At 40.8% G+C, this 25,766-nt stretch carries 26 protein-coding genes and 1 tRNA gene; 9 read left to right on the plus strand and 18 right to left on the minus strand.

Going from position 1 to position 25,766, the window contains the following annotated elements:
- Positions 1–92 precede the first annotated feature (92 nt).
- Positions 93–515: a TerB family tellurite resistance protein gene (locus ABT310_RS07810; protein WP_375323346.1), complete on the plus strand. Its 423-nt coding sequence runs from the start codon at positions 93–95 to the stop codon at positions 513–515.
- Here the strand turns inward: ABT310_RS07810 and fbp are convergent.
- The gene (fbp, locus tag ABT310_RS07815; RefSeq protein ID WP_375323347.1) at positions 512–1,519 is read right to left on the minus strand and encodes a class 1 fructose-bisphosphatase; all 1,008 of its coding nucleotides are present in this window, start codon (positions 1,517–1,519) and stop codon (positions 512–514) included. The genes ABT310_RS07810 and fbp overlap by 4 nt on opposite strands.
- A 109-nt stretch (positions 1,520–1,628) precedes the next feature.
- Here fbp and ABT310_RS07820 point away from each other — a divergent pair, with 109 nt between their 5' ends.
- The 3 genes from ABT310_RS07820 to ABT310_RS07830 all read left to right on the plus strand — a co-directional run bounded on the left by ABT310_RS07820 (position 1,629) and on the right by ABT310_RS07830 (position 5,292).
- A complete protein-coding gene (locus ABT310_RS07820; RefSeq protein WP_375323348.1) occupies positions 1,629–2,111 on the plus strand; it encodes a GNAT family N-acetyltransferase in 483 nt (160 codons plus the stop codon).
- A gap of 30 nt (positions 2,112–2,141) precedes the next feature.
- Positions 2,142–3,392, plus strand: a complete 1,251-nt coding sequence (locus ABT310_RS07825) for an aspartate kinase (protein WP_375323349.1) — start codon at positions 2,142–2,144, stop codon at positions 3,390–3,392.
- A gap of 79 nt (positions 3,393–3,471) precedes the next feature.
- The gene (locus tag ABT310_RS07830) at positions 3,472–5,292 is read left to right on the plus strand and encodes a GNAT family N-acyltransferase (protein ID WP_375323350.1); all 1,821 of its coding nucleotides are present in this window, start codon (positions 3,472–3,474) and stop codon (positions 5,290–5,292) included.
- Here ABT310_RS07830 and ABT310_RS07835 read toward each other — a convergent pair.
- The 14 genes from ABT310_RS07835 to ABT310_RS07900 all read right to left on the minus strand — a co-directional run bounded on the left by ABT310_RS07835 (position 5,289) and on the right by ABT310_RS07900 (position 17,139).
- A complete protein-coding gene (locus ABT310_RS07835) occupies positions 5,289–5,780 on the minus strand; it encodes a GNAT family N-acetyltransferase (RefSeq protein ID WP_375323351.1) in 492 nt (163 codons plus the stop codon). The genes ABT310_RS07830 and ABT310_RS07835 overlap by 4 nt on opposite strands.
- A gap of 82 nt (positions 5,781–5,862) precedes the next feature.
- Complete coding sequence (locus tag ABT310_RS07840) at positions 5,863–6,249, minus strand: YtxH domain-containing protein (RefSeq protein ID WP_375323352.1); 387 nt, start codon at positions 6,247–6,249, stop codon at positions 5,863–5,865.
- A gap of 51 nt (positions 6,250–6,300) precedes the next feature.
- Positions 6,301–6,687, minus strand: a complete 387-nt coding sequence (locus tag ABT310_RS07845) for a VOC family protein (RefSeq protein ID WP_375323353.1) — start codon at positions 6,685–6,687, stop codon at positions 6,301–6,303.
- Positions 6,684–7,142 (minus strand): DUF1801 domain-containing protein, encoded by a 459-nt coding sequence (locus ABT310_RS07850; RefSeq protein ID WP_375326162.1) that lies wholly within the window; start codon positions 7,140–7,142, stop codon positions 6,684–6,686. Before ABT310_RS07850 ends, ABT310_RS07845 begins: the two co-directional genes overlap by 4 nt.
- Before the next feature lie 50 nt (positions 7,143–7,192).
- Positions 7,193–8,125: a 2-hydroxyacid dehydrogenase gene (locus ABT310_RS07855; RefSeq protein WP_375323354.1), complete on the minus strand. Its 933-nt coding sequence runs from the start codon at positions 8,123–8,125 to the stop codon at positions 7,193–7,195.
- Between the two features lie 19 nt (positions 8,126–8,144).
- Complete coding sequence (locus tag ABT310_RS07860) at positions 8,145–8,510, minus strand: cupin domain-containing protein (protein ID WP_375323355.1); 366 nt, start codon at positions 8,508–8,510, stop codon at positions 8,145–8,147.
- Positions 8,511–8,515: 5 nt separating this feature from the next.
- Positions 8,516–9,868, minus strand: a complete 1,353-nt coding sequence (gene mgtE / locus ABT310_RS07865; protein WP_375323356.1) for a magnesium transporter — start codon at positions 9,866–9,868, stop codon at positions 8,516–8,518.
- A complete protein-coding gene (rsmA, locus tag ABT310_RS07870) occupies positions 9,855–10,724 on the minus strand; it encodes a 16S rRNA (adenine(1518)-N(6)/adenine(1519)-N(6))-dimethyltransferase RsmA (RefSeq protein ID WP_375323357.1) in 870 nt (289 codons plus the stop codon). Before rsmA ends, mgtE begins: the two co-directional genes overlap by 14 nt.
- A gap of 18 nt (positions 10,725–10,742) precedes the next feature.
- Complete coding sequence (locus tag ABT310_RS07875; protein WP_375323358.1) at positions 10,743–11,051, minus strand: gamma-glutamylcyclotransferase family protein; 309 nt, start codon at positions 11,049–11,051, stop codon at positions 10,743–10,745.
- A 4-nt stretch (positions 11,052–11,055) separates the two neighbouring features.
- Positions 11,056–11,373 carry a DUF4286 family protein gene (locus tag ABT310_RS07880; RefSeq protein ID WP_375323359.1) on the minus strand — a complete coding sequence of 106 codons (318 nt, stop codon included), beginning with the start codon at positions 11,371–11,373 and terminating at the stop codon, positions 11,056–11,058.
- Between the two features lie 151 nt (positions 11,374–11,524).
- A complete protein-coding gene (locus ABT310_RS07885; protein WP_375326163.1) occupies positions 11,525–13,261 on the minus strand; it encodes a tetratricopeptide repeat protein in 1,737 nt (578 codons plus the stop codon).
- Positions 13,262–13,569: 308 nt separating this feature from the next.
- Entirely contained in the window at positions 13,570–14,841 is a 1,272-nt protein-coding gene (gene serS / locus ABT310_RS07890) for a serine--tRNA ligase (protein ID WP_375323360.1), read from the minus strand.
- A gap of 51 nt (positions 14,842–14,892) precedes the next feature.
- Positions 14,893–16,209: an HTTM domain-containing protein gene (locus ABT310_RS07895; protein WP_375323361.1), complete on the minus strand. Its 1,317-nt coding sequence runs from the start codon at positions 16,207–16,209 to the stop codon at positions 14,893–14,895.
- Positions 16,210–17,139 (minus strand): bifunctional riboflavin kinase/FAD synthetase, encoded by a 930-nt coding sequence (locus tag ABT310_RS07900; RefSeq protein WP_375323362.1) that lies wholly within the window; start codon positions 17,137–17,139, stop codon positions 16,210–16,212.
- Between the two features lie 185 nt (positions 17,140–17,324).
- On the opposite strand from ABT310_RS07900, the gene ABT310_RS07905 reads away from it, so the two are divergent.
- Both ABT310_RS07905 and ABT310_RS07910 read left to right on the plus strand, forming a co-directional pair.
- On the plus strand, positions 17,325–20,987 hold the full coding sequence (locus ABT310_RS07905) for a reprolysin-like metallopeptidase (protein WP_375323363.1): 3,663 nt from the start codon (positions 17,325–17,327) through the stop codon (positions 20,985–20,987).
- Positions 20,984–21,667, plus strand: coding sequence for a hypothetical protein (locus tag ABT310_RS07910; protein ID WP_375323364.1), 684 nt, complete (start codon positions 20,984–20,986; stop codon positions 21,665–21,667). The genes ABT310_RS07905 and ABT310_RS07910 overlap by 4 nt, the downstream gene beginning before the upstream one ends.
- Position 21,668: 1 nt before the next feature.
- Here ABT310_RS07910 and pth read toward each other — a convergent pair whose 3' ends face one another.
- From pth to ABT310_RS07925, 3 genes are all read right to left on the minus strand, one after another.
- Complete coding sequence (pth, locus tag ABT310_RS07915; protein ID WP_375323365.1) at positions 21,669–22,298, minus strand: aminoacyl-tRNA hydrolase; 630 nt, start codon at positions 22,296–22,298, stop codon at positions 21,669–21,671.
- A gap of 87 nt (positions 22,299–22,385) precedes the next feature.
- Positions 22,386–23,024: a 50S ribosomal protein L25/general stress protein Ctc gene (locus ABT310_RS07920; RefSeq protein WP_375323366.1), complete on the minus strand. Its 639-nt coding sequence runs from the start codon at positions 23,022–23,024 to the stop codon at positions 22,386–22,388.
- A gap of 19 nt (positions 23,025–23,043) precedes the next feature.
- On the minus strand, positions 23,044–23,985 hold the full coding sequence (locus ABT310_RS07925) for a ribose-phosphate pyrophosphokinase (protein WP_375323367.1): 942 nt from the start codon (positions 23,983–23,985) through the stop codon (positions 23,044–23,046).
- Between the two features lie 161 nt (positions 23,986–24,146).
- Between ABT310_RS07925 and ABT310_RS07930 the strand changes: the two genes are divergently transcribed.
- From ABT310_RS07930 to ABT310_RS07940, 3 genes are all read left to right on the plus strand, one after another.
- Positions 24,147–24,228: transfer RNA gene (locus ABT310_RS07930), tRNA-Leu, on the plus strand.
- 118 nt (positions 24,229–24,346) lie between these two features.
- Positions 24,347–25,282, plus strand: coding sequence for a TerC family protein (locus tag ABT310_RS07935; RefSeq protein ID WP_375323368.1), 936 nt, complete (start codon positions 24,347–24,349; stop codon positions 25,280–25,282).
- Positions 25,283–25,402: 120 nt separating this feature from the next.
- Entirely contained in the window at positions 25,403–25,723 is a 321-nt protein-coding gene (locus ABT310_RS07940; protein WP_375323369.1) for a DUF6660 family protein, read from the plus strand.
- Positions 25,724–25,766: the final 43 nt, after the last annotated feature.

Below are 25,766 nucleotides of genomic sequence, written 5' to 3' on the forward strand. Positions count from 1 at the left end.
ATAACTTAAGATTGAAAATTACGAATTTCTTTCATGGGTTTGTACCCGCTTTTTTGCGATAAGATTTATATTTGTGCCACAAAATTAGAGACATGCCAATTTTAGATCTTTACGAGCACGGAGACCATAGGAAAAACTTGGCCCATTTTGCCACTTTGGCAAGTTTGGCCGCAATAGATGGTGAGATCAATCCTGAGGAAAAAGCAGTTCTTCAAAAATTTGCTTTTAAATTGAACATTACCGATGCAGAATTCAAAGAGGTAATGAAAAAGGACAATAAATATCCAATTGAAACTCCTCATAGTGGCGAGAAAAGATACAAAAGGCTGTTTGAGTTCTTCCAAATTATTTTCATTGACCATGGAATTGAAAAAGAAGAGCGTTTATTAGTTGAAAAATATGCCGTAGGGCTTGGTTTTTCTCCTAAAAAAGCTTCTGAAATTGTGGATAAGTCCATCGCGATTTTCACAGGTAAAATTCCATTCGAAGACTACCACGAATTGGTTACGCGTTAAGACCGGGACATAAATTCTTCGGCTTTTTCCACCATTTTTTTACTTCCGCAGAAGAAAGGAACTCGTTCGTGCAATTCTGTAGGCTGAATCTCCATGATGCGTCTGTACCCATCACTGGCTTTTCCGTTGGCTTGCTCTGCCAAAAATGCCATGGGGTTGCATTCGTAAAGTAAACGCAGCTTGCCATTTTGTGCTTTGCTGCTTTTTGGATACATGTAAATACCCCCCTTGATCATGTTCCTGTGAAAGTCAGAAACCAAGGAGCCAATATACCTTGAAGTATAGGGTCTGTCGCCCTCTTCCATTTGACAATATTTAATGTAATCTTTCACCCCTTGTGGAAAATGGATATAGTTCCCTTCGTTCACAGAGTAAATTTGACCTTCTTCTGGAAATTGCATATTAGGATGGGATAGGTAAAAAGTACCCAAGGCAGGGTTAAGTGTGAAACCATTAACGCCGTGACCTGTAGTGTATACGTACATGGTCGAGGTTCCGTAAATGATGTATCCGGCCGCAATCTGGTTTTTACCGGGTTGAAGAAAATCTTCCAAGGTAACAGGAGTTCCCACCGGCGTCACTCTTCGGTAAATTGAAAAAATGGTTCCCACGGAAACATTTACGTCTATGTTCGATGATCCATCCAAAGGATCGATCAATACCACATATTTATTTTGGTGTTGTTTGTCAAAACTATTGATGCTGATAAAATCATCTTCTTCCTCTGAAGCGATACCACAAACAATTTCACGGTTTTTTAAGGTTTGAATAAACTTTTCGTTGGCCAAAACATCCAACTTTTGTTGATCTTCACCTTGAATATTGGTGTCGCCTGCATTCCCAATAATATCAACAAGGCCAGCTTTATTTACCTCATGGTTTACAACCTTGGCGGCCAAACGTATGCCATTTAATAGTCTTGAAAGTTCCCCTGAAGTGTATCGAAATGAGTTTTGGTTGGCGATGATGAACTCGCCCATGGTTAGTCGCTGTTTATCGAACATGAAAGGCTGTTTTATTTATAGGCAAATATCGTGCATTTTGTGAAACTACAACGTTTTCGTAATGGAATACTTTTGAAATTTTATAACTTTGAGTTTTATTTATAACAATATGGATTTTTCAATACGGGATGCACGTCCCGAAGACATGGAACAAGTATTAGGGCTGATTCAAGAACTGGCCAATTTTGAAAAGGAACCCAATGCAGTGGAAGTCACTGTGGAAGACCTTATAAATGATGGTTTTGAGGGTGAAAAAATGTTTCATTGTTTTGTGGCCGAAACCTCAAATGGTATTGCAGGCATTGCGTTGGTATATCCGAGATATTCAACTTGGAAAGGGCCCGCCATTCATTTGGAAGATCTTATTGTTTCAGAAAGTATGCGGGGAAGTGGTCTAGGTTCTGCCTTATTGGATGAGGTCATCAAGTATGGACATGGCCTCGGCGTAAAACGAATTTGTTGGGAAGTGCTGGATTGGAACGAGCCCGCTATTGAATTTTATGAGAAAAAAGGCGCCAAAGTACTACGCGATTGGGATGTAGTGCAAATGGACGAAACAGGAATCAAAAATTATATGGAGACCATCAATTAGGTTTTCAAACAAATATTAGCATTACAATACATGAGAGTATTTAAGTTTGGAGGGGCATCGGTTAAAGATGCAAGTGCGGTAAAAAATGTGGTTAGCGTTTTGCAAGAGGTCGGTTACAAAGACACTCTAGTAGTAATTTCCGCCATGGGAAAGACCACCAATGCCATGGAAAATGTAGTGGAATCTTACTTTAATGATAAAAGCAATGTTCCCGCTGCCATTCAAGAAGTGGTAGATTATCATCAGGGGATTTTGGCTGATCTTTTTGAAAATCCAAAACATCCCATTTACGACAAAGTAAAGGTGCTTTTTGATGAGGTAAAGGGCTTTTTGGCGTGGAATAAATCTCCAAAATATGCTTTTGTTTATGATCAAGTGGTATGTTATGGTGAATTGCTTTCCACCACCATCATGAGCGCCTATTTGAACGAGGTGAACATTCCGAATACGTGGTTGGATGTCCGCACTATGATCAAAACCGATAACACCTATCGAGATGCGCAAGTGAATTGGGAACGTACCCAAGCCGAGGTCATGAACCATGTGGATATGGCCAACTTGAACATTACCCAAGGGTTTTTGGGAAGTGACGACAATAATTTTACAACCACTTTGGGACGCGAGGGGTCGGATTATACCGCGGCTATTTTGGCCTATTGCTTAAATGCGGAATCTGTAACTATTTGGAAAGATGTTCCGGGCGTATTGAATGCAGATCCGAGAAATTTTGAAAATGCTGAGCTGTTGGAGCAAATTTCGTATCGTGAGGCAATTGAGCTAGCTTTTTACGGGGCATCGGTAATACACCCAAAAACGTTGCAGCCACTACAAAGAAAAGAGATCCCATTGCACGTAAAATCATTTGTGAGCCCAAAGAACGCGGGAACTACCGTGGGAAAAGGAGTAGGAATTGTGCCTAAAGTACCTTGTTTTATTGTGAAAAGGAACCAAGTGCTGTTGAAATTATCCTCTTTGGATTTCTCATTTATCGTGGAAAACAACATTAGCGAAATCTTCAAACTGTTCCATGATCATAGGCTAAAAGTGGATATGATTCAGAATTCAGCCATTAGTTTTTCAGTCTGTTTGGACAATAAGTTTAAGGGACTTCAACCGTTGTTGGAAGAATTAAAGCGAAAGTTCAAAGTGGTATGTCATGAAGATGTTTCGCTATATACCATCCGTCATTTTAATGATGAGGCCGTAAAATCACTTCAAAATGGAAAATCTGTTTTAGTGGAACAACGTGGTAAAGAGACCGTTCAGTTGGTGGTAAAATAGATTTTTGAGTTTTAATATTTAGGTAAAAAACCCAATAGCGTTAATTTTCTATCTTTACGCTTACCTAAATTTTTACTTCATGGGGTTGGTTACTGCAAAAGAGGTGGCAAAAGTCATCAATATGGACAAATATGGCTTTATTGGCACTTTTGTCGGATGGCTTTTAATGGTAGCCACGAGGATAACCACCATCAATCGATTTTATAGTAAGAACAAGGACCTATCGGGTCCGGAGTTCTTGGATAGCATATTGGACCATTACGAAATTGATTTCGATGTTCCCGAGGAGGACATTAAACGGCTACCCAAAACAGGTCCGTATATCACTATTAGTAATCACCCTTTAGGGGGCATTGATGGGGTTCTGTTGTTGAAACTCTTGTCGAACGAACGTCCGGATTATAAAATCATAGCCAACTTTTTGCTGCATCGTATTGAGCCATTAAAGCCCTACATTATGCCAGTGAATCCTTTTGAAAACCATAAGGATGCGAAAAGCAGTATTGCTGGATTTAAAAATGCTTTAAAACATTTGAATGAGGGACATCCACTTGGTATTTTTCCTGCAGGTGAAGTCTCTACTTACAGAGATGGAAAATTGGTGGTGGATAAGCCATGGGAAGAAGCCGCCATCAAACTGATTCGAAAAGCTGAGGTTCCTGTAGTTCCTATTTATTTTCATGCCAAGAACAGTCGTCTTTTTTATCGTTTGTCCAAGATTGATGATGTATTCCGTACGGCAAAATTACCGTCGGAGCTAACATCACAAAGTAGACGCCCCATTAAGGTTCGAATTGGACAACCGATATCTGTAGCAACCCAGTTGGAAGAAGAAACTTTGGAAGGGTTTACCGAATTGCTCCGAAAGAAAACCTATCTCCTGGCCAATGTTTTTGAAAAAGAACGATTGTTTGATAAAGTGCCAACCTCACTTAAAATTCCAAAACCACCTAAAAAAATCGCTTCCCCAATAAGCGTAAAAGTATTGGAAGGTGAAATTGAAAAGCTACGCGAGAAGGATTGTCGTATGCTGCAAAGTAAAAACTATGAGGTGTTCTTGGCACAAGCAGCGGACATGCCTTTTTGTTTGAATGAAATAGGTAGGCAAAGAGAAGTTACCTTTAGGGAAGTAGGGGAAGGGACCAACAATGCCATTGATTTGGACAAGTTCGATTCATACTATCACCACTTGTTTTTGTGGGACGATGAATCCAAGGCCATAGTTGGGGCCTATAGAATGGGATTGGGCTCCCAGATTTTCAAAAAGTATGGGATCGATGGGTTTTACCTGCAGGATTTGTTCCGATTTGAACCAGAACTTTATGGCATGATGGAAAAGTCCATCGAAATGGGTAGGGCCTATATAGTAAAGGAATATCAGCAGAAGCCGATGCCATTGTTCTTGCTTTGGAAAGGAATTGTGCATACTACTTTGAGGCATCCCGAACATAAATATTTGATTGGCGGGGTGAGCATCAGTAATCAGTTCTCCAATTTCTCAAAATCTTTGATGATCGAGTTTATGAAGTCCAATTATTGGGATCCTTATGTGGCCCAGTATATTCGACCCAAAAAGGAATTTAAGGTGCAATTGAAGGATGCAGACAAGGAGTTTGTGTTTGATGAGACCCAAGCAGACCTCAATAAATTTGATAAACTGATCAGTGAGGTGGAACCGGGCAGTCTTCGTTTGCCCGTTTTAATCAAGAAATACATTAAGCAGAATGCCAAAGTGGTAGCCTTTAATGTAGATCCCCTGTTCAATAACTCGGTGGATGGGTTAATGTACATTCGAATCGCTGATTTGCCCGAGAGTACGGTAAAACCGGTAATGGAAGAATTTCAAGCGGAGTTGGAGCGAAAAGTTGCCGAAGGCAACGGAATCCCAGAAGAGGATTAATCTACCCCAACCTTATCGCTACGTTTTTCAAAAAGCAGGTTGTCTTTCCACACCCCATGAATTTTGCCTACACGTTCCCGTTTCCCAATAAACCGGAAGCCTACTTTTTCATGGAGATTAATGCTAGCTTCGTTTTCAGGAAATACGCCTGATTGTAAGGTCCAATACCCAGCCTTTTCACTTTCTTCAATCAATTGTTGCATTAGCATTTTACCTACGCCCATACCGCGACTTTTAGCAGCAATGTAAACACTTACTTCGCCAACGCCACCGTATACACATCGGCTCGATACAGGGGAAAGTGCAGCCCAACCCATAATTTCACCATTTTGTTCCGCCACAAACCTGCAATTGGAAATATGGGCTTTGTCCCATTGCTCAAAAGTTGGGGTATGGGTTTCAAATGTGGCATAACCAGTTGCAATTCCTTCGGCATAAATTTTAGAAACTGAATCCCAGTCCTCCGCTATCATGGTTCTAATGATCATAAATCTTTTCTTTTATTGTAATATTACGATAGATGTAAATGATAAAAAAGTCAGATTTTATAATATCCGACTTTTTAAATTTTTATAATCCTTTGAACCAATTTTGGAAGGTTTCACCCACCAAAAATACAGGTTTTTGATTTCCGTTAATGGCGCCAATTAAACTGGCTATCCATAAAATAAAGGGGAAAATCCAAGCAATAATATTAATTACAGGAATTAGTCCCAAAACAATTCCGATTAGGGCAATTCCCAATACCTGTCGTACATAGAAAGAGCCGATTTCAGTTTTGTTGCTACTGTTCATAATAATTGCAATTATCCAACCTATCAAGGTTAAATGTGCAATAATGGCCACCGTTTTTCCGCTATCTGGATTATTGGGGGAAAACGCTTCTTTTACATCTTCCTTAAATTCTTTGGCTGCTTCTTCGGCTTTGTCACCGAAGTCTTTTTTTTCTTCTGACATGTTTATGATGTGTTGGTTAATGTGTATTTAAAAGTAGAAAATAATTTGATACTAAAGAAAGGCTTTATCAACAGGTTCCCAAAGTTCCAATTTGTTGCCTTCGGGATCCAAAATCCAACCAAACTTGCCGTATGAATACTCCTCCATTTCACCAACAACGGTAACGCCTTCCTGTTTCAACGCTTCTAGCAATTCGACCAAATTTTCCACCCTAAAATTCATCATGAACTGTTTTTCGCTAGGCTTAAAATACTCTGTTTTTTCATCCATGGGGCTCCATTGGGTAGAACAATCGTTCCCCTCTTTGTCTTTCCACCAGAATGTGCAACCGTACTGGTCGGTGTTCAATCCCAAATGGGTTTTGTACCAACTTTTAATGTGATCTGGATCTTTGCTTTTAAAGAAAAACCCGCCTAGTCCTGTGACTCTATTTTTCATGATTTTCGTGTGTTTATTTCGTAAAGGTCAATCCAATCCTGTGGGGTCATTTTTTCGCAGAGCTTCCCAATCAATGCAAATGGAATTTGGTCCATCTTTTTAAATCGAATACAGCTTTTTCCCATATCCAGTTTGTTGGAAACATGCTTGGGGTATTCTTTTACAAACCAATCCAATAATTCAGGATTTGCATAAATACCCATGTGGTACAATGCCACAAAGTTTTTTTGGGAAGCTATATGGATAAACGGCAATGGTAGTTTTGGGTTGCAATGATACCCATTTGGATAGATGGAATGCGGCACCACATAGCCCAACATTTTATAGTTGATACATTCCTCAAACCCATCGGGTAGATGCTTTTTTACCGTTTCACGAAGTTGGGAAACAGCAACTTTTCGCTCTTCCGGTAATTTTTCGAGGTACTCTTCGGGAGTTTGGGCGTCAATGGTCATGTAGTGCAACATTAATTTACCTCAATCCGCCTTGGAAGAGGTCCTTAAAGTTAACAAAATCTCTCTTTGACTTTGTCTACGATGGTTTGCGCCAATTTTTCCTTGCTTTCCACGGTCCATCCAGCAACGTGGGGAGTGAGTAATACGTTTTTAGCTTTGCGTAAATATTTAAAAGCCTTTGGTTTTTGGATGAACATGTTCTCAAAAGATTTTTTCTCGTATTCCAAAACATCCAATCCAGCACCCAATACTTTTCCTGATTTAAGGGCGGCTACCAAATCTTTGGTGACCACACATTTTCCTCTGGCCGTGTTCAATAACCAGAATGGTTTGTGAAATCCTTCGATAAATTCGGTATTGACCATGCCCGTGGTGAGTTCGGTTTGCGGCACATGCAAACTGACGACATCTGACCGCTGCATAAATTCCATAATGCCTACTTGACGGGCATTTTCATCACCAACACCACCAACAATATCGTAGCAAATTACTTCTACATCAAAACCTTGAAGCTTTTTGGCAAAGGATTTTCCCATGTTTCCATAGCCAATGATGCCAACAGTTCTACCATCCAATTCTACGCCACGGTTTCCTTCACGATCCCACTTTCCTTTTTTTACCTGCTTGTTGGCCTTGCACAAGTTGTTCATAAGGGAAAGCAACATTCCCAAAGTGTGTTCCCCAACAGCATTTCGGTTGCCTTCTGGTGCCGAAGCCATAAAAACGCCCCGGAATTTGGCATGTTCCACATCAATGTTTTCCAAACCTGCACCTACACGCCCAATAAATTTAAGGTTGGTGGCCTTGTCCAAAAATTGTTGGTCAATGGTAAACCTACTTCGGATTATGATTCCGTCGTATTCGTGAATTTTATTTTCTACTTCCTCTTTGGTTGAGGTGTAATCTTCGTGATTTTCAAAACCCAGTTCTGCGAATTGATCTAAAAGCAGGGGGTGGTTGGTGTCAAGATGGAGAACTTTCATAGGGTCAAATATACAACTCCTAGATTTTTGGATAAACTGATTGTGTTTTCTCGTGTTGCACATTTCCAGTGTGGGCGGTAGATGTTTTTTCAAAAAGAAGCACATGAACTTCTTCACCGTTTTTGGTCATCGGATTATGTTCCACCCCTTTAGGTACCACAATGATCTCACCGGCGTTCACGACCTCGGTTCTATCCCTAAATTGCATGTAAAGGGTTCCTTTGATTACTTGAAAAAGCTCATCTTCATGCTCGTGGGCGTGCCAAACAAATTCACCTTGCAATTTGGCCAATAGTACTTGCATATCATCCACCACTGCTATTTGATGTGGATGCCATTGTTTGGTAAACTCGGCGTGCTTTGCTTTTAAATTGATGGTTTTCATAAGACTTAAATTCCCAAAATAATTTTGGCAATGGTAAAGTAAATTAAGATCCCGAAGATATCGTTGCTTGTGGTAATGAACGGACCCGTGGCGATTGCAGGGTCAATGTTTCTTTTGTGCAAAAAAAGCGGAATAAAGGTTCCGATTAAACCTGCCACAACAATTACTATGATCAAGGATAAAGAAATAGCAATTGCGGTGGTAAAAGTTCCTTTCCAAATCCATGTGAAAACTAATAATAAGGTGGCCAAGATAATTCCATTTAAAAGAGCCAAAAGCATTTCTTTAACCAATCTGTTGCTTATGCTCCCTTTTAAATCATCATTCGCAAGACCTTGTACGATAATTGCACTGGACTGGACCCCAACATTTCCGGCCATGGCCGCGATCAAAGGAGTGAAATAAAACAGCACGGCATGTTTGGAGATCATTTCTTCAAAACCGCCCATAATGGCTGCGGCCCCAAGTCCACCGAATAGCCCTAAAATCAACCAAGGTAACCGAGCACGGGTAAGCTCCCAAATGCTGTCATCAGCTTCCACATCTTGCGAAATACCAGCTGCCATTTGGTAATCTTTATCCGCTTCTTCTCGAATTACATCCACAATATCATCAATGGTAATTCGACCTACCAGTCTGCCAATTTCATCGACCACCGGAATGGCTTCCAAGTCGTATTTGGACATGATCTTGGCTACTTCTTCACCTTTTTCGTTCACATTCACATAATCCACCTTGTCGATATATACATCTTTGATGTTGGTTTTGGTGGAGGTAGTGAGCAAATCCTTTAAGGAAAGGCGTCCCTTTAATATTCCCTCATCATCAACCACATAAATTGAATGAACACGGGTAACGTTTTCAGCTTGTGCACGCATCTCCTTAACACAAGTGAGCACGTTCCAGTTTTCGTTCACTTTCACTAACTCCTTTGCCATAAGTCCACCCGCAGTGTCCTCTTCATAGCGCAAAAGGTCAACAATGTGTCGGGCGTGTTCCCGGTCTTCAATTTCAGAAATTACCTCTTGGACAATTTCTTTCGGAAGTTCGTTGATGATATCCGCTGCATCATCCGTGTCCAACTCTTCCAACTCGCCCGCAATTTCCTTTGCGGTTAAATTGCTCAATACCGCCTCACGAATATCCTCATGCATTTCGGCAAGGATGTCGGAGGTTTTCTCACTGTCGAGCAACTTGATCAGATAAGTAGCTTCCTCCACTTCCAACTCGTCCGCTATTTCTGCAATATCGGCGTAGTGGAACTCTTTCATCATCTCCTGAAGCTGGGCATCCCCATTATCAGCGATCAGTTGTTTGATGTCTTCTAAAAGTTCGTCTGTGAGTTTAAATGGGGTCATTGGCTATCTTTTGGGTCAACGTTACAAAATCTGCCACACTTAGCTGTTCTGGGCGTTGGTCAAAGATAGTGTCTTCTTTTAGATTATCAGAAAGAGCAAAGGTTTTAAGGCTGTTTCGCAGGGTTTTCCTTCGTTGGTTGAATGCGGTTTTCACCACTTTAAAAAATAGCCGTTCGTCACAGGGAAGCTTTTGTTCTTCTTTTCTAGTCAACAATAAAACTCCCGAATCGACCTTTGGCGGAGGGTCGAATACGCTTGGTGGGACTGTAAAAAGATATTCCGCGGTATAAAATGCCTGTACCAAAACGGAAAGGATGCCATAAGTTTTGCTTCCAGGTTTTTCGCAGATACGTTTGGCCACTTCTTTTTGGAACATTCCAGAAAACTCAGGTATTTGCTGACGCATTTCGAGCATTTTAAAAACAATCTGGCTCGAAATATTATAAGGGAAGTTTCCTGTAATGGCGAATTGCTCATCACCATAAAGTTGGGTAAGGTCGAACTTTAAGAAATCGGCCTCGATGATGTTGAGTCTGTTATTTTGTTTTAAAATATCGTGATATTCCAAGGGAAAGGTATGATTGAGATAGACGATGGATTCCTCATCCAAATCCATGGCTGCCAAATCCAAATCGCGTTGCAGCAAGTATTTGGTGAGAACACCCATTCCAGGGCCTATTTCCAATACGTTTTTGTATCCAGAAAGGCTTAGGGTCTCCGCAATTTTCTGTGCAACCGATTCATCCCTTAAAAAATGCTGTCCCAAATGTTTTTTAGCTTTAACGGCTCCATCTTGATCATTTCCGTATGACTGGTGCACACGAGGGGAATACTTCTTTTTCTTCTTTTTGGACACGGGTGCTTTTTTTGCAAGTTAGTTGGAATTTTCGATATAGATCCAAGCTTGTTTACCTGATCTTAATGGGAATTTTTCACGACGATAGGCACTGGTCTCATACACATCGGCCTTTTTGAGTTCGGAAAAGGTTACTTCATAAACTACACCGGGTACTTCATCCTTAATATTTTGTGTTTGTTGTGCCAAGGCATATTTGCCGTAAACGGCATTTTCCAATATTTTGAATCCAAGTACATAATCGTTTTGTCCTTCTAAAACTCGTCCAAAAATATACTCCTGCACCTGCGTGTCTTGCAGGGTGCCATAGGTAAACAAATATTCCATGGAATTATGGAATTTGTTGGCTTACAACCTCCAGTTCTGTCCTGAAGGCCACAAACTTATTGGGAAATAGCTTTTGGGCGTCGGCACGTAACCTTTCGGCGTCTTCGTTATAATAAGCTTCCAGCATTTTGCGGTCTTGTGTGGTATATTGAATGGAATAGGTAATGCCTCCCAAATCTTCTTCTACCAATACTTTGACCATTTTGGCATGTGAAAACTTACCAGTGGATAGCATATCGGGAATGTGCTTGTCCCGCATCCATGACAACCATTCGTCGTGGACTTGGGCATCTATATTGATGGTTACATTATAAATTAGCATTAGCCTTTGGTTTGATGGGCGAAAATTAGGGTATTTTTTGCGAACTCAATAGGATTTACAAGGCATTTAGAAAGTAGAGCATTGCAATTGATATTCTAATAAAAGAATAGGATAGTGGATTCCCGCTTTCGCGGGAATGACAACTTTGGTGCTAGTTGATGGCATCTCCGCGTAGCCTTCTAAAATTAAGTCGGGCTTGTGGGAAATAATAACTGTCTTGATAGTTGTAAATAATTTTCTCGAAATGAGCCATGGCCTTTTCTGGTTCGTTCAGTGTGTTGCGATACAATTCCCCGAGGGCAAAGTGTGCATCGTCCGCCAAAATACCGTCGGCATAAAACTCCACGATTTTCAAATAATTGAATTCAGCGCTTTCGTAATCTTTTTGCTCCACCAAAAGTTCGGCTTGTTTAAGCAAAGCCTCATCTTCTATCTTTTCCCCTTTGTGGTTTTCCAAAATATCTTCCAAGGCGGCAATGGCTTCCTTGTCTTTGTTTTGATAGGCCAGCAAATCAGCTCTGGCATACTTTTTTAATGCAGTTTGGGTGGAATCTTCCAAAGAGTTGTCCGATATCAATAAGCTCAATTGCATTGCATCATTGGCTATCAACTGCGAGGTAGAACCACGAAGCACTTTTAATTGTGTCAAAGCCCAATCAAAATCCCCTTTATAAAAGCTGGTTTGGGCCACTTTAAAGCGAGCGTCTTGACCCAAAACATCATTTTTTAAACTTTTTTGGACTTGGGTGAATAGGATTAGAGCTTCGTTGAATCGTTGGTCGTACACCAAGATATCGCCGAGGGCCAATTTTACGTAGGCCATAGTCATTCTGCCCATCGGCAGTTCCAAACTTTCTTTTAGCATGGTGATTGCTGGGTCGGGCCTATCTCTTTTAAAGGTGAGAAAGTTGGCATAAGCAATTTGTAGTTGTAGGGTGATACTTTGGTTCCCGTAAGTCTCCACCAATTTTTCGAATCGTTTTTCAACGGCTTCCAAAGTTTTCTCAGTGGGTTGCTCCAATTCAATATCGATAAGCTGTAATTGTGCATTCAGTTTGATTCTCGGGTCCTCGTTGTTATCCACAATAAATTGAAAAATGTCTCTAGCGCTTTCAAGGTCTTTTTCTTCCAAAGCAATTTCCCCCAAACTCTCCAAGCGGTCCACATTGTTGCCATCCGCACGCTTAAAAATGGCCTTCTCTTGGCTAAAGGCACTGTTGAACTGTTTTTGCTGCACAAATAACCAGCTTAAAAGTTCGTTCCAAAGGATATCGGGATTTTTCTGTGCATTGGTGAGCAATACTTTTCTTAATAGGATATTGTTTTCATTGGTTGGATCCTCTGAAATAAAATCATCAATATTCCGAAGTACATTGGAGCGCGATGTTTTTCCTTGCCAAATAAGGTTGAGGTAGGATTGGTACATTTTTTCAATGTTTCCCTGTTCGCCATAAATTCGTGCCAATTGAAAATCGTAGTTCAATTCGGGTTTGAGTTCCATAGCTCGCGTATAGGCCTTGATCGAGTAATCCAATAAGGCATATTTCTGAAACCGATACCCGACACTATATCCAAAATTGGGGTTGATATCAATTTTTTCTACCGCTTTATCATAGAATTCTGAAGCCCGTTCTGGCTGGTTTTGTAAGGTGTAGTTATATCCCAATTCAATAAAAAAGGTAGGGAAAGCATATTCGTCCTGCACTTTTTCCAACAAAAAGTTTTCGGCATCCTCAAAGCGTTCCAATTGTTGATAGCAAGCTACTAATCCTTCGGAATAATCGGTTCTTCGGGGGTGGGCTTCGACCAATTTTTCGTAGAAAACCACAGCTTTTTCGTAGTTGCCATCATTTAGGTATTGTTTGGCCAAGAAATCTTCTTGGGCCATGGCCGAAAATGAAAGTAGGCAGAGTGATATGAGAAATAAAAGACGTTGCAATAGCTCTTGTTTCTAGTTCGGTTAAAATGCTTCAATTCGTTGCATTCTTTTAAGGGCTTTATGTCATTTCGAACATAGTGAGAAATCTCAATTCAACTAAATAGTATGAGATTCCTCGTCGCTTTGCTCTGTCGGAATGACATAAAGCCCGTAAAAGGTAATGCTCATGGATTTAAAATCCATTGAGGTTTATTTCAAATATAACGTAGAAAAGCTTGGGATTCTGTTAAGTGAATCCAAATTAAACCATGAAAAACCTAGCTGATGGTGTCGAAACCGCAGTAAGGAACCAATACTTCTGGAATTTTAATGCCGTTCTCGGTCTGGTAATTCTCCAAAATACCAGCCAATACCCTAGGTAATGCCAATGAACTTCCGTTCAAGGTGTGGGCCAATTGGGTTTTTCCATTTTCATCTTTGTAACGCAATTTTAGGCGATTGGCCTGAAAGGTTTCAAAGTTGGAAACGGAACTGATTTCCAACCAACGGTCCTGGGCAGTGGAGAACACTTCAAAATCGTAAGTAAGGGCAGAGGTGAATCCTAAATCCCCTCCACAAAGGCGTAGTATGCGATAGGGCAATTTCAATTCACGAAGGATATTTTTTACATGCTCCACCATTTCATCCAAAGCTTGATAAGAATTGTTAGGGTGTTCAACACGTACAACCTCTACTTTATCAAATTGATGCAAACGGTTGAGACCACGAACATGGGCGCCGTAGCTACCTGCTTCCCTTCTAAAACAAGGGGTGTAGCCCGTGTATTTTATGGGGAAATCACTTTCGGCCAAAATATCGCCTCGGTGCAAATTGGTCACAGGAACTTCCGCAGTTGGAATTAGATAAAGATCATCGGCTTGCACGTGGTACATTTGCCCTTCTTTGTCGGGCAATTGCCCTGTGCCATACCCTGATGCTTCGTTTACCATGTGAGGCACTTGCATTTCGGTATATCCAGCTTCGGTGTTTTTATCCAAGAAATAAGAAATCAAGGCGCGTTGCAAACGTGCTCCTTTGCCTTTGTACACCGGAAATCCTGCACCGGTGATTTTTACGCCCAGCTCAAAATCAATGATGTCGTATTTTTTGGCCAATTCCCAGTGCGGCAATGCACCGTCAAAAAGGGCAGGGACTTCACCTTCTTTGTAAATTTCTTCGTTGTCCTCATCGGTATTCCCTGCTGGAACGGAATCATGGGGAATGTTCGGGATAAGGTACAGGGCATCCTGTAAAGCTGAAGCCACTTCGTTTAAATCATCTCCCAATTGTTTGGAAGTCTCTTTTAATCCAGCAGTCCTTTCTTTCAACTCGTTGGCTTCTTGTGCTTTTCCAGATTTGAAAAGCATACCAATTTCTTTGGAAAGTTTGTTCGATTCTGCCAAAGTACTATCCAATTCGGTTTGGATGGAACGTCTTTTTTCGTCCAGTTCCAAAACTGTGGATAGCATCGGTTCGGCATCGATGTTACGCTTTTTTAAAGCGGTGATAATACTTTCCTTATTTTCTCGAATGGTATGTAATTGAAGCATGGCCCTGTTTTGAGCCGCAAATTTAATTGAATCTTAAGAAGTGCCCAACAATTATTCGGTCGGGGAGGGCAGAATCCAATCGTTATGGGCAAAATGTTTCCATGGAACGCTGGCCAAGTCGGTTTCGGGATCTATGAATTCAGCATAAATTCCATTATTGACTTTCACCTTATTTTTTACAAAAACTTGAATTTCTTCACCATTTGCAGCGTATTCTTTTTTAAGGTGTTGGGCAAATTGCCAAGCAAAATCGGGATAACAGGATACCCTACTTTTTTGTTTTGGGGTAAGAAAGTCGTCCAAATCTATTCGAGTGGTATCTCCGTTTGAGGTGTTGACGGCGTGATACTGAATACTGCCGGTACGTGTTCGCAGCATCATTCGCCAGCTGAGTCGATGTCCCTCTTCGGTCCATAACACATCATCTTGAAAAAAATGATGTCGGATGGGCAGCACCAGTTGAACCATAAAATAAATACCCATAACGGACAAAATCAAGCCTTTTGTTTTTGGTGGTTCAAAAGCTGATTCTATTTGAATATTTTTTGATTTTAGAAATAGGTTCCGAATGGTCTGTGGTTCAAAAAAGAACACAGTGAAGGCCAATGACAAATACGGGAATATTCCAATTTGGAAGACCATACTATTGAACAAATGGAAAAATATGGCAAGAACAAAAGCCACTTTTCTGGAGGGTTTCCATAAAAGTGCCGGCACAATCAGTAGGTCGAAGAAAATTCCGAAGAATGCCACGACTTTATGGACCCATTTTAATTGTAAAAAATCTCCGATGAGCCAATAGTCTTTTTTGGATTGCATCAAAATTTCAATAATGCTGAAATCCAACCAATCGGCATACAGTTTTGCAATCGAGGCGTACGTGTATACGATGAACAATTGCAAAATAATGGTCCAGCGTATCCAATTGAACATATTTTGAGACCTAATTTTTGGATTCAACTTAGTATCCAAAGAAGCATCTTTGTGGGCGGGCAAAAATGCCATGATGTAGGCCAACAACATCAATAAATAATAGTGGTTGTTGTACGATGTTTTTTGCATCAAATACACCCCTGTCCATAAGAGCGCAAATGCCATTGCGCTGAAGCGATATTTAAATCCAAAGGCAATCATGAGCCCCAAAGTGCCCATCAATGCAAAGTAGATATACATTCCTGAACCAGGTAGGGGTTGTAACCATTCAAAACCAATAAATGAAAAGGTAAATTGGGGCTCTATCAAAGTACGCCGGACCCATCCTGTAGCAATCGCACCATAGCACTCCGCACTGACCAACAATCCATAGAAAACTCGAAACACTACCAATTGGGCGTTGTCAATTTTCTTAAAAAGAAACTGGTAGAACATTTATTTGGAAATTAGCTCCAACGAAAAGGCTTTGTCTTTTTTCAATTGTTCTTTCAATTCTTCGATGGAATTGAATTTGTGCTCATCGCGAATCCGGTGCAGGATTTCGACTTGTAGTTTTTTGTCGTAAAGGTCGCCTTCAAAATCAAAAAAATTGACTTCTATACTTTTTTCGGTTCCATCAACGGTGGGGTTGTAGCCAATGTTCATCATCCCAAAATATTTCTGGCCGTCAAGGGTACTTTGCACCACATAGGCTCCTGTTTTTGGAATCAATTTATATGATTCCTGAACATGCAGGTTGGCCGTAGGAAAACCAAATTCCTTGCCCAATCCTTTCCCTTTTTTGATGGTTCCGGATAAGGAGTAGGCATAACTTAAATAGTTGTTTGCAGTATCAACATCGCCTTCTAAAAGAGCATTCCTAATTTTGGTTGAGCTAACAGATACATCATCTATTTCTTGCGCGGGGATTTCTTCGACTTCAAAATCGAGGGCATTTCCAAAGGCAATTAAATCTTGAATATTTGCATTTCTATTTCTCCCAAAATGGTGGTCGTACCCAATTATGATTTTTTTGGCCTTAAGTCCATTCACCAGTAAATCCCGAACAAAATCGGTTGCCGAAAGCCTCGAAAAATCTTTGGTAAAAGGATGGATGATCAAATAATCCAGCCCCAGGGTTTCCAAAATTTGCTTTTTCTCTTCAATTGTGTTCAGTAATTTAATGTCCACATCTTTTTGGAGCACCATGCGCGGATGAGGAAAGAACGTAAGCACCGTAGATTTGAGTCCACTTTTTTTGGCACTATTTATGAGACGTTCCAGTATTTTACGGTGACCCAAATGTACTCCATCAAAAGTGCCTATGGTGATGACCGTGTGGTGATTAAAATCTTTATATTTAGAAATGTTCTGGATTGTTTCCAAAGAATCAAAAAATAAAAAAGGCTTACATTTGAAATTGTACTATGCCTCAACTTTGTATGAAAGCTAAATTACATCTTGTTTTATCAATAGCAATATTTTTTACTAGCTTTTGTATATACGGTCAGCAGGCTTATTGGAAATCCATACCTAAAGAATCGGGGTTAAAAAGTGCTTCTTTAAGTGATATGGAAGGGGCAAAAAAGCTGCTTGAACTCGACAAAAACAATTTCAAATCCCATTTGGCAACTTCCACTTTTAGTAAAAGTACCTCCAAGACCATTTATCTTCCGGACACCAATGGCGAGATTGTGCCTTTTCAACTTGTGGAAACTTCTGTGCTTCATCCTGATTTGGCAAAGAAATATCCCAATATCAAGTCCTACACGGGTACGAGTGCCAACGGTCAATTCCGTGTAAAATTGAGCAGCTCGCACAAGGGTTTGCAAAGTATGGTTGTCGATTTAAAAAGTCAGAAACAAGTCTTCATGGAGCCTGTTTCCAACAAGGATAATGTTTATGTGGTATATGAAAATAATGCAGGACTTACTTCGGATATCAATTTTATCTGTGAAACGAGCAAGGATTTATACGGAACTTTAAATAAATCATCTGGTACTACTGGCAAAACGATTACTCCTTTGGTGGATGACCAGCTTTTGAGAAAATATAGAATTGCCATTTCGGCTACGGGAGAATACACACAAGAACTAGGTGGAACTGTTGAAGATGCTTTGGCAGGAATCAATGCCACTTTAACCCGAGTGAATGAGGTTTTTGAAACCGATTTGGGGGTTACTTTGGAACTTATAGCCAATAACGACCTCATTATTTTTACCAATCCCGATACTGATCCTTATGATGATAGTTTAAACGCACAGGTGCAGTCCTCAATCACTTCTATTATTGGGGAGGCAAATTATGATGTGGGCCATCTTTTTCACAAAGTGGCGGAAGGCGAGGACAACGGAAATGCAGGTTTTATAGCGGCTGTTTGTGTTGATAATAGTAAAGGAAGCGGGTTTTCCGCAGCCTTTAATCCGCAAGGAGATGTGTTCGATTTGGATTATGTGGCTCACGAGTTAGGGCATCAATTTGGGGCCAATCATACGTGGTCCTTTGAGTCTGAAGGAACAGGTGTGCAAGCAGAACCCGCTAGTGGAAGCACCATTATGGGGTACGCAGGAATTGTTGGGGCAAACAATATCGCCGGTAGTGGGGATGATTATTTCCATTATTATAGCATTTTACAGATTTCGGAATATTTGGCTACCACTTCCTGTGCAGAAACAACAGCTTTAACCAATTCTCCACCGGTTCTGACCCCCGTCGATGATTTTATCATTCCAAAGGGAACAGCTTTTGTTTTGGAGGGCATGGCAACCGACACAGATATAGATGATGTGCTCACCTATACTTGGGAACAAATCGATGATGGTTTGGTGACCAACACCACTTTTGGACCAACCAACCCCAGCGGTGCTAATTTTAGGTCTTTGCCACCAACTACCGACCCTGTTCGATATTTTCCAAAATTGTCGGAAGTGTCAAACGGAAACCTTACCCAGACAGAACCTGCGATTGGTGATGCCTGGGAGACCGTTTCGGAAGTAGAACGGAACCTTAATTTTGCCTTTACGGTTCGGGATAATGCTGTTGGGGGAGGACAAGTGATTTCTGATGTGTTGGGCGTGAATGTAATCAAAGCCGCAGGACCATTTACGGTAACTTCACAAAACGCGATAGAAGTTTACCAAGGAGGAACTGTACAAGAAATTACTTGGGATGTGGCCAATACTAATTTAGCGCCAATCCATGCAGAAACTGTTGATATATTTCTCTCGTTGGATGGAGGTTTGAGTTTTCCCATTACCCTGCTGGAAAACACACCCAATGATGGATCGGAAGAAATCCTGTTGCCTGGTAATGCTACGATGAACGGTCGTGTAATGGTAAAAGCAAGCGAAAATATCTTCTTCGCAGTGAACAGTGCTAATTTCACTATTGAAGAATCGGAAGTAGTTCTAAGTTTTGATGCGCTTACCTATGAAGTTTGCCAGCCTGATGATTTAGTGATTCCGTTTGTGTATGAAACCTATGCGGGATTTAACGAAAATGCAACTTTTTCTGCCAAAGTGCCTGCTGGAATCACTGCGATTTTTTCTCCAACAAATGCCTCTTCGGACGATACTTCGGTTAATCTTACCTTATCCAATACCAATGGGGTTGCCCCTGGGGTGTACGATATTACCATTACAGCAACTTCTGCGACGGTGACTAAGAGCGTTGATTTGACGCTTACGGTACAAGATGGGACTTTTTCCGATGTGGTTTTGCTATCACCCGCCAATACAGAAAGTGGGGTTTCGTTGGATGCTGATTTAACTTGGGAGGCAAATCCATTGTACACTGGTTATGATGTGGAAATTGCCACCGATTTAGGTTTTACCAATATATTGGAGTCGGCTAGTATTCCCTTTACCACTTATAAAATTACCGACTTGGATGCCCAAATTGAATACTATTGGAGGGTAAGACCAAACAATGGATGTGGAACAGGCACCTTTAGTGCACCCTATAGTTTTACAACGTCTCAGGTAGATTGTAAAAGCATGGAGCCTGGAGATTTGCCACTTACCATTTCTTCAGCGGGAACCCCAACGGTATCAACCTCTGTGGTGTTTTTGGAAGATTTGCCAATTTCAGACGTCAACGTGAGTTTGGAATTGGACCATACTTATCTCGAAGATTTAATCATTACCTTAATTTCTCCTCAAGGCACAGAGGTCACCCTAGTTTCGAATACCTGCGGAAGTTTGAACAACATCAATGCGGTATTTGATGATGAAGGAGACCCATTGACGTGTTCCGATAATCCTGCCATATCTGGAATCGTTAGCCCCCTTGGTTCATTGGCATCCTTAAAGGGAGAGTCTATTTTAGGGGAATGGATTTTGCAAATTGAGGATACTGCGGCCAGTGATGGAGGTGCGTTAATTGGTTTTTCATTGGAAATTTGTGTGGAAGGCAACTATAGGCCCGATGAAGATGGAGATGGTGTTTTTGATGATGGAGACGACCTGTGTTTGGGAACTCCAAAAGGAGTTGAAGTAGATACAAACGGTTGTGCCATTTATCGTTTTGCTGCAGATAATTTTGAACTGGAAATTGAAAGTGAAACCTGTAGAACAAGCGATAACGGCTCAATCACCATTACGCCTTTCGATACCTCAATAACATATACGGCCATTTTGAATGGGAATGCCTCAACTGCGGTTGTTTTCACCGATTCGTTGGTTATTGGAAGTTTAAATGCAGGAGAATATTCGGTTTGTATTACGGGCACCAATGGTGCTATAACGTATGAAGAAATTTGTTTTACCGCGATAATAACCCAACCCGATGTTTTAGAGGTAGCTGCTTTATTGGATTCCAGTTTTGTCAATTTGGAAATGAGTGGTGCTTCGCTTTACAACGTGGAGTTAAATGGTGTGGTAACTCAGACAACGGGCACTGCATTGTCTCTTCCGTTAAAAGAGGGGGTGAACACCTTACGGGTATATTCCAATATACCATGTCAAGGTGTGGTTGAAAAAACATTGTTTTATTCCTCCAGACCTATTTTGAGTCCCAACCCGGTTTATTCAAACACAGAGGTTTATTTGGGCGGATTTGAAGGACAAGTGGGCCTCGAGATTTTTACAGCTAATGGCAGATTGGTCAAAATAGAAAACAGAACGGTCAATGGAAATGATCTCCAATTGGACTTGTCGGGATTATCCAGAGGAATCTATTATATGCGAATTGATAAAGCAGGAGTAAGGGAAACATTTAAATTCATAAAGAAATGATGAAGAATATTGTTGGCATACTGCTATTGGCCTTCTTGATTTCTTGTGGAGGAGATGATACGCCGCCGGCTCCAGAGGCAACAAATTTGATTTTTCCTGAGGAAAATTCAGAGTGTACTACAGGGACCAATCTAAGTGAAACTTTGAGTCAGGTAACCTTTCGGTGGGGAGCAGCCAATCATGCAGAACGGTATTCGTTGAGTGTAGTGAATTTAGAAACCAATGCACCTCAAAACGTAACAACTTCATCAACTTCCGCTAGTCTTTCCTTAGCAAAGGGAGCGCCTTTTTCTTGGACGGTGACATCTTCCAATTCCGATTCGGATGAAACTGCGATTAGTGAAACATGGTTGTTTTACAATGCAGGTTCTGAAACTACCTATGCACCATTCCCCGCGCAACTGGTTTCTCCCGATTCAGGAGAGACCGTAATCAAGGATATCGCCAATGAAGTGACTTTGGAATGGGCAGGAGCCGATGTAGATAATGATATGGATTCGTTTCAAGTGTTTTTTGCCGAAACAAATCCGCCCACAACTTTGCTTGGCACCACAGATGCCTCAACTATGGAAATGTCTGTAAGTGTTACCTCAGGTGTAGTCTATTATTGGAAAGTGGTGACCACCGATTTGGAGGGCAATACCTCCGATTCGGGCGTGTTCGATTTTAAGGTATTCTGATTTACGTGCCGTTGAATTGGTTCATGGTGTTTTTTACACCTGCAAAAACGAATGAACGGATGATATCGGTAGATTTCTTTAACCGTTCTGGCATGTTTTTTTGTTCCTCCTCATCCCATTTCCCCAAAACATAATCCACCTGTTTGCCTTTCCCAAAATCCGAGCCTACGCCAAACCTAAATCGGTTGTATTGCGAGGTTTGTAGCGTGTTTTGAATATCTTTTAGTCCATTATGTCCGCCATCACTGCCTTTGGTTTTAACGCGTAATGTGCCAAAAGGAAGGTTGATGTCGTCCGTAATGATGAGCACGTTGTCAAGCGTAATATTTTCCTTTTCCATCCAATATTTTACGGCTTTACCACTTAAATTCATGTAGGTGGACGGTTTTAGGCACACCACGCCTTTTCCTTTGTGCCGAAAAGTGGCTACTGCTCCCAATTTGGCGCTTTCAAAAACAAAGTCTTCTTGTTCGGCCAAAAAATCCAATACTTTAAAACCGATGTTGTGACGTGTTTCGTCATAATCGGAACCGATATTGCCAAGGCCAACAATTAAAAATTTTTTCATGGGGTCGGATTCTTCTAGAAGTTGTTTTGGTTTGCCAAAAATGTGTTTAAAAAACTGGAGCATTCCGTATTTGAGTTTGTCTAAAATACAAAAGCATCCCATATTTTCACCTTGGCAAAAATAGGGATGCTTTTAAACGTAATCGTTTGGCTATTCTGCTGCCTCAGAAGCTTCTGTACCTCCTTCGGCTGCTTCACCTTCTGCTCCTTCTTCATCTTCATCTTCCTCGTCATCTGCGACAGAAGTTCTAGAAGCTTTCACCTGTACGATAGCGGTACTGTCTGGGTGAAGAATAGTGTAATCATCATTTAAGATGGTTTCTACAGCGATAGTTCCACCAATTCTTAGCTTGGAGATATCAACGGTAATGAAATCTGGAAGCAAGTTTGGCAAAGCCTTGATAGCCAATTTGCGTTTTCTGAAAAGCAAACGACCACCGTTTCTTACCCCTGGAGAGTTTCCTTCCAAACGAACAGGAATGTTCATGGTAATAGGTTTGTCCTCGAACAACTGATAGAAATCCACGTGAAGGATTTTATCAGTTACAGGGTGAAACTGGATGTCTTGTAGTACGGCGTCAAACTTTTCGCCGCTTTCCAGTTCAATTACTGCGGTGTACGCGTTAGGGGTGTACACTAAGTCTTTGAATGATAGTTCATCTGCTGAAAAGTGCATTGGTTTATCCCCTCCGTACAGTACGCAAGGGACCTTTCCAGCATTACGTAAGGCTTTGGTAGAAACCTTGCCCACGCTTTCTCTTTGGGATCCTTTGATTGTAATTGACTTCATTATTATATATTAAATTAATTTACATTAGAAATTTGGAAGATATTGAGGTGTTGTGATGAACCCTGTGCATTACATCTGCAAACAGGTCGGCACAAGACAATACCTTTATTTTTTGTTGTGTATGATCAACAGGAATGGAATCGGTAACGATCAATTCTGTCAATTTCGATTTTTCTATACGCTCATACGCATTGCCCGAAAGCAATCCATGTGTAGTCACTGCCCTTACACTTTCAGCACCGCGTTCCATCATTAGGTCGGCAGCTTTGGTTAGTGTTCCTGCGGTATCCACCATATCATCCACCAATACCACATTCTTTCCTTGAACATCACCAATCAATTCCATATGGGATATGACATTGGCTTTGGCTCTTTGCTTGTAACAGATCACCACATCGCACTCCAAAGCTTTGGAGTAGGCATAAGCCCTTTTTGATCCTCCCATGTCAGGAGAAGCAATACAAAGATTATCCAAGTTCAATCCTTTTAAATAAGGTAGGAACATGGTGGAGGCAAACAGATGATCCACAGGTTTTTCAAAAAAGCCTTGGATTTGGTCTGCGTGCAGGTCCATGGTTATAATCCTGGTTGCACCAGCAGTTTCCAACATTTTTGCAATCAATTTTGCCGCAATGGGAACTCTGGGCTTGTCTTTACGATCTTGTCTGGCCCAACCGAAATAGGGCATAACAGCAGTAATGTGTCTAGCTGAAGCTCTTTTGGCGGCATCCAACATCAACAACATTTCCATCAGGTTTTCCGAGCTTGGATTGGTAGATCCAATGATAAAAATTCGTGCCCCACGAATAGATTCCTCAAACGAAGGTTGAAATTCACCGTCGCTGTATCTGGAAAATTGGATTTTACCCAATTCCGCGCCATACGAAGCGGCAATCTTCTCACCCAGTTCAGTACTTTGGGTACAGGCAAAAATTTTAGGTTCGGGAACTTGATAGGCCATTACAAACTCTTGTTTACTAGCTTTTTAAACTGCTATTTTGTAAAGAGGTGCAAATTTAAAAATTAATTCGGGTTGCTAAAGTATAAATGGAAGTATTTTTTGTTGAGAAATAAAAAATATTGTTTAGCTTTGCACTCGCATTTGAAAAAATGACCATAAATGCCTTGGTGGCGGAATTGGTAGACGCGCTGGATTCAAAATCCAGTGTCTTCGGACGTGTGGGTTCGATTCCCACCCAAGGTACAAAGGCCCTGATGATAACAATTCATCAGGGCCTTGTTTTTGAATGGATAGCTTGAAAGTTTCAGTTATAAGGAAGTAAATTCCACTTACTTTATTTAATTTCAAGGAATAAAAAACTATGGCGGTCTGGGGCTTTTTTATTTTGGGAATTTGCTTTTTTTTGGCACTGGACCTTGGTGTTTTCAATAAAAAGGCGCACGTTATTAGTGTGCGGGAAGCATCTATTTGGACTTTTGTTTGGGTGGCAATGTCCTTTATGTTCTCTGGTGTAATATTTTGGTTGTATGAAAGCGGAAGAGTGGAAAATGTTGATTCCCTTGCTCCCATGGAGGCCACTTTGAAATATATAACAGGGTATTTGATAGAATTATCCTTAAGTATAGACAACATCTTTATCATTGCAGTGATCTTTGGGTCGTTCCAAATTCCACAGAAATACCAACACCGTGTACTCTTTTGGGGAATTTTGGGAGCTATTGTATTCAGGGCACTGATGATTTTCTTTGGGGTGGTACTGATCAAGAAGTTTAGTTTCATGACGTACCTCTTCGGTGCTTTTTTGATCTTTACTGCCGTTCGGATGTTAGTATCCAAACAGAAGGCTTTCAATCCCAAAAAATCATTTGTCTATCGGAATCTAAGGAAGGTTATGCCCATTACCTCGCACATGCAAGGGCAAAAGTTCTTTATACAAGTTCGGCACATCACCGCAGCAACTCCCTTGTTCATAGCATTGTTGATTATTGAGTTTTCAGATATTGTATTTGCTTTGGACAGTGTTCCTGCGATTTTAGCCATAACTTCCGATCCTTTTTTGGTTTTCACTTCGAATATATTTGCGATTTTAGGTCTGAGATCCATGTATTTTTTCTTGGCCCATATGATCAATAGGTTTCATTACCTTAAATACAGTTTAGTGGCCATTTTGAGTTTTGTGGGAGTAAAATTGATACTGGCACATCATTATACTGTTCCAGAATGGCTGTCCTTAGGATTTATAGCACTGTCATTATTTATTGGAATTTTTGCTTCCTTTATCCGTAGGGAGAAATGATCTACATGTTAGTAAAGCAACAATTGATTTTTTATAGAAAATTTTAATAGCCGATTTCCCTAATAAAAACAATCAAGCATACTAGAATGTGATTTTTCATACTTTTGGGATATGAAAATCATGGCCATCATATTGTCCACCTTGATTGTTCTGCTCTCTTCATTCCCATGTTGTGAGGAAGAGGGTGCATGTGAAGCATTCTCTTTCGTGAACCATACGGAAAATCATGAATCCCATGACGATGATCATTCCAATAATGAATCGCCTTGCTCTCCATTTTATAATTGTGGCAGGTGTCTGGGATTTACCATCAACTACAACTTTATCGAATTTGATTTTTTAGAGACGGATTTGGAAATTTTTGAAGTGCCCTATGTGGAATCGCTCACCTGTGAAGTCTATTCCTGTGATCTAAAGCCTCCGCGCCCATTTGAAGTGTAGTTCTTTTTTAGAGCCTAACATTTGATGTTGGGTCGCTTGGTTT

This window comes from Flagellimonas cixiensis (genome assembly GCF_042134615.1).
Classification (GTDB): Bacteria; Bacteroidota; Bacteroidia; order Flavobacteriales; family Flavobacteriaceae; genus Flagellimonas; species Flagellimonas cixiensis.

What these genes read in the sequence shown, in the direction of transcription:
- ABT310_RS07810 (WP_375323346.1), top strand. Translation starts at nt 93, where the DNA reads ATGCCAATTTTAGATCTTTACGAGCACGGAGACCATAGGAAAAACTTG.
- fbp (WP_375323347.1), bottom strand. Translation starts at nt 1,519, where the DNA reads ATGTTCGATAAACAGCGACTAACCATGGGCGAGTTCATCATCGCCAAC.
- ABT310_RS07820 (WP_375323348.1), top strand. Translation starts at nt 1,629, where the DNA reads ATGGATTTTTCAATACGGGATGCACGTCCCGAAGACATGGAACAAGTA.
- ABT310_RS07825 (WP_375323349.1), top strand. Translation starts at nt 2,142, where the DNA reads ATGAGAGTATTTAAGTTTGGAGGGGCATCGGTTAAAGATGCAAGTGCG.
- ABT310_RS07830 (WP_375323350.1), top strand. Translation starts at nt 3,472, where the DNA reads ATGGGGTTGGTTACTGCAAAAGAGGTGGCAAAAGTCATCAATATGGAC.
- ABT310_RS07835 (WP_375323351.1), bottom strand. Translation starts at nt 5,780, where the DNA reads ATGATCATTAGAACCATGATAGCGGAGGACTGGGATTCAGTTTCTAAA.
- ABT310_RS07840 (WP_375323352.1), bottom strand. Translation starts at nt 6,249, where the DNA reads ATGTCAGAAGAAAAAAAAGACTTCGGTGACAAAGCCGAAGAAGCAGCC.
- ABT310_RS07845 (WP_375323353.1), bottom strand. Translation starts at nt 6,687, where the DNA reads ATGAAAAATAGAGTCACAGGACTAGGCGGGTTTTTCTTTAAAAGCAAA.
- ABT310_RS07850 (WP_375326162.1), bottom strand. Translation starts at nt 7,142, where the DNA reads ATGACCATTGACGCCCAAACTCCCGAAGAGTACCTCGAAAAATTACCG.
- ABT310_RS07855 (WP_375323354.1), bottom strand. Translation starts at nt 8,125, where the DNA reads ATGAAAGTTCTCCATCTTGACACCAACCACCCCCTGCTTTTAGATCAA.
- ABT310_RS07860 (WP_375323355.1), bottom strand. Translation starts at nt 8,510, where the DNA reads ATGAAAACCATCAATTTAAAAGCAAAGCACGCCGAGTTTACCAAACAA.
- mgtE (WP_375323356.1), bottom strand. Translation starts at nt 9,868, where the DNA reads ATGACCCCATTTAAACTCACAGACGAACTTTTAGAAGACATCAAACAA.
- ABT310_RS07875 (WP_375323358.1), bottom strand. Translation starts at nt 11,051, where the DNA reads ATGGAATATTTGTTTACCTATGGCACCCTGCAAGACACGCAGGTGCAG.
- ABT310_RS07880 (WP_375323359.1), bottom strand. Translation starts at nt 11,373, where the DNA reads ATGCTAATTTATAATGTAACCATCAATATAGATGCCCAAGTCCACGAC.
- ABT310_RS07885 (WP_375326163.1), bottom strand. Translation starts at nt 13,261, where the DNA reads ATGGCCCAAGAAGATTTCTTGGCCAAACAATACCTAAATGATGGCAAC.
- serS (WP_375323360.1), bottom strand. Translation starts at nt 14,841, where the DNA reads ATGCTTCAATTACATACCATTCGAGAAAATAAGGAAAGTATTATCACC.
- ABT310_RS07895 (WP_375323361.1), bottom strand. Translation starts at nt 16,209, where the DNA reads ATGTTCTACCAGTTTCTTTTTAAGAAAATTGACAACGCCCAATTGGTA.
- ABT310_RS07905 (WP_375323363.1), top strand. Translation starts at nt 17,325, where the DNA reads ATGGAAGGGGCAAAAAAGCTGCTTGAACTCGACAAAAACAATTTCAAA.
- ABT310_RS07910 (WP_375323364.1), top strand. Translation starts at nt 20,984, where the DNA reads ATGATGAAGAATATTGTTGGCATACTGCTATTGGCCTTCTTGATTTCT.
- pth (WP_375323365.1), bottom strand. Translation starts at nt 22,298, where the DNA reads ATGCTCCAGTTTTTTAAACACATTTTTGGCAAACCAAAACAACTTCTA.
- ABT310_RS07920 (WP_375323366.1), bottom strand. Translation starts at nt 23,024, where the DNA reads ATGAAGTCAATTACAATCAAAGGATCCCAAAGAGAAAGCGTGGGCAAG.
- ABT310_RS07925 (WP_375323367.1), bottom strand. Translation starts at nt 23,985, where the DNA reads ATGGCCTATCAAGTTCCCGAACCTAAAATTTTTGCCTGTACCCAAAGT.
- ABT310_RS07935 (WP_375323368.1), top strand. Translation starts at nt 24,347, where the DNA reads ATGGCGGTCTGGGGCTTTTTTATTTTGGGAATTTGCTTTTTTTTGGCA.
- ABT310_RS07940 (WP_375323369.1), top strand. Translation starts at nt 25,403, where the DNA reads ATGGCCATCATATTGTCCACCTTGATTGTTCTGCTCTCTTCATTCCCA.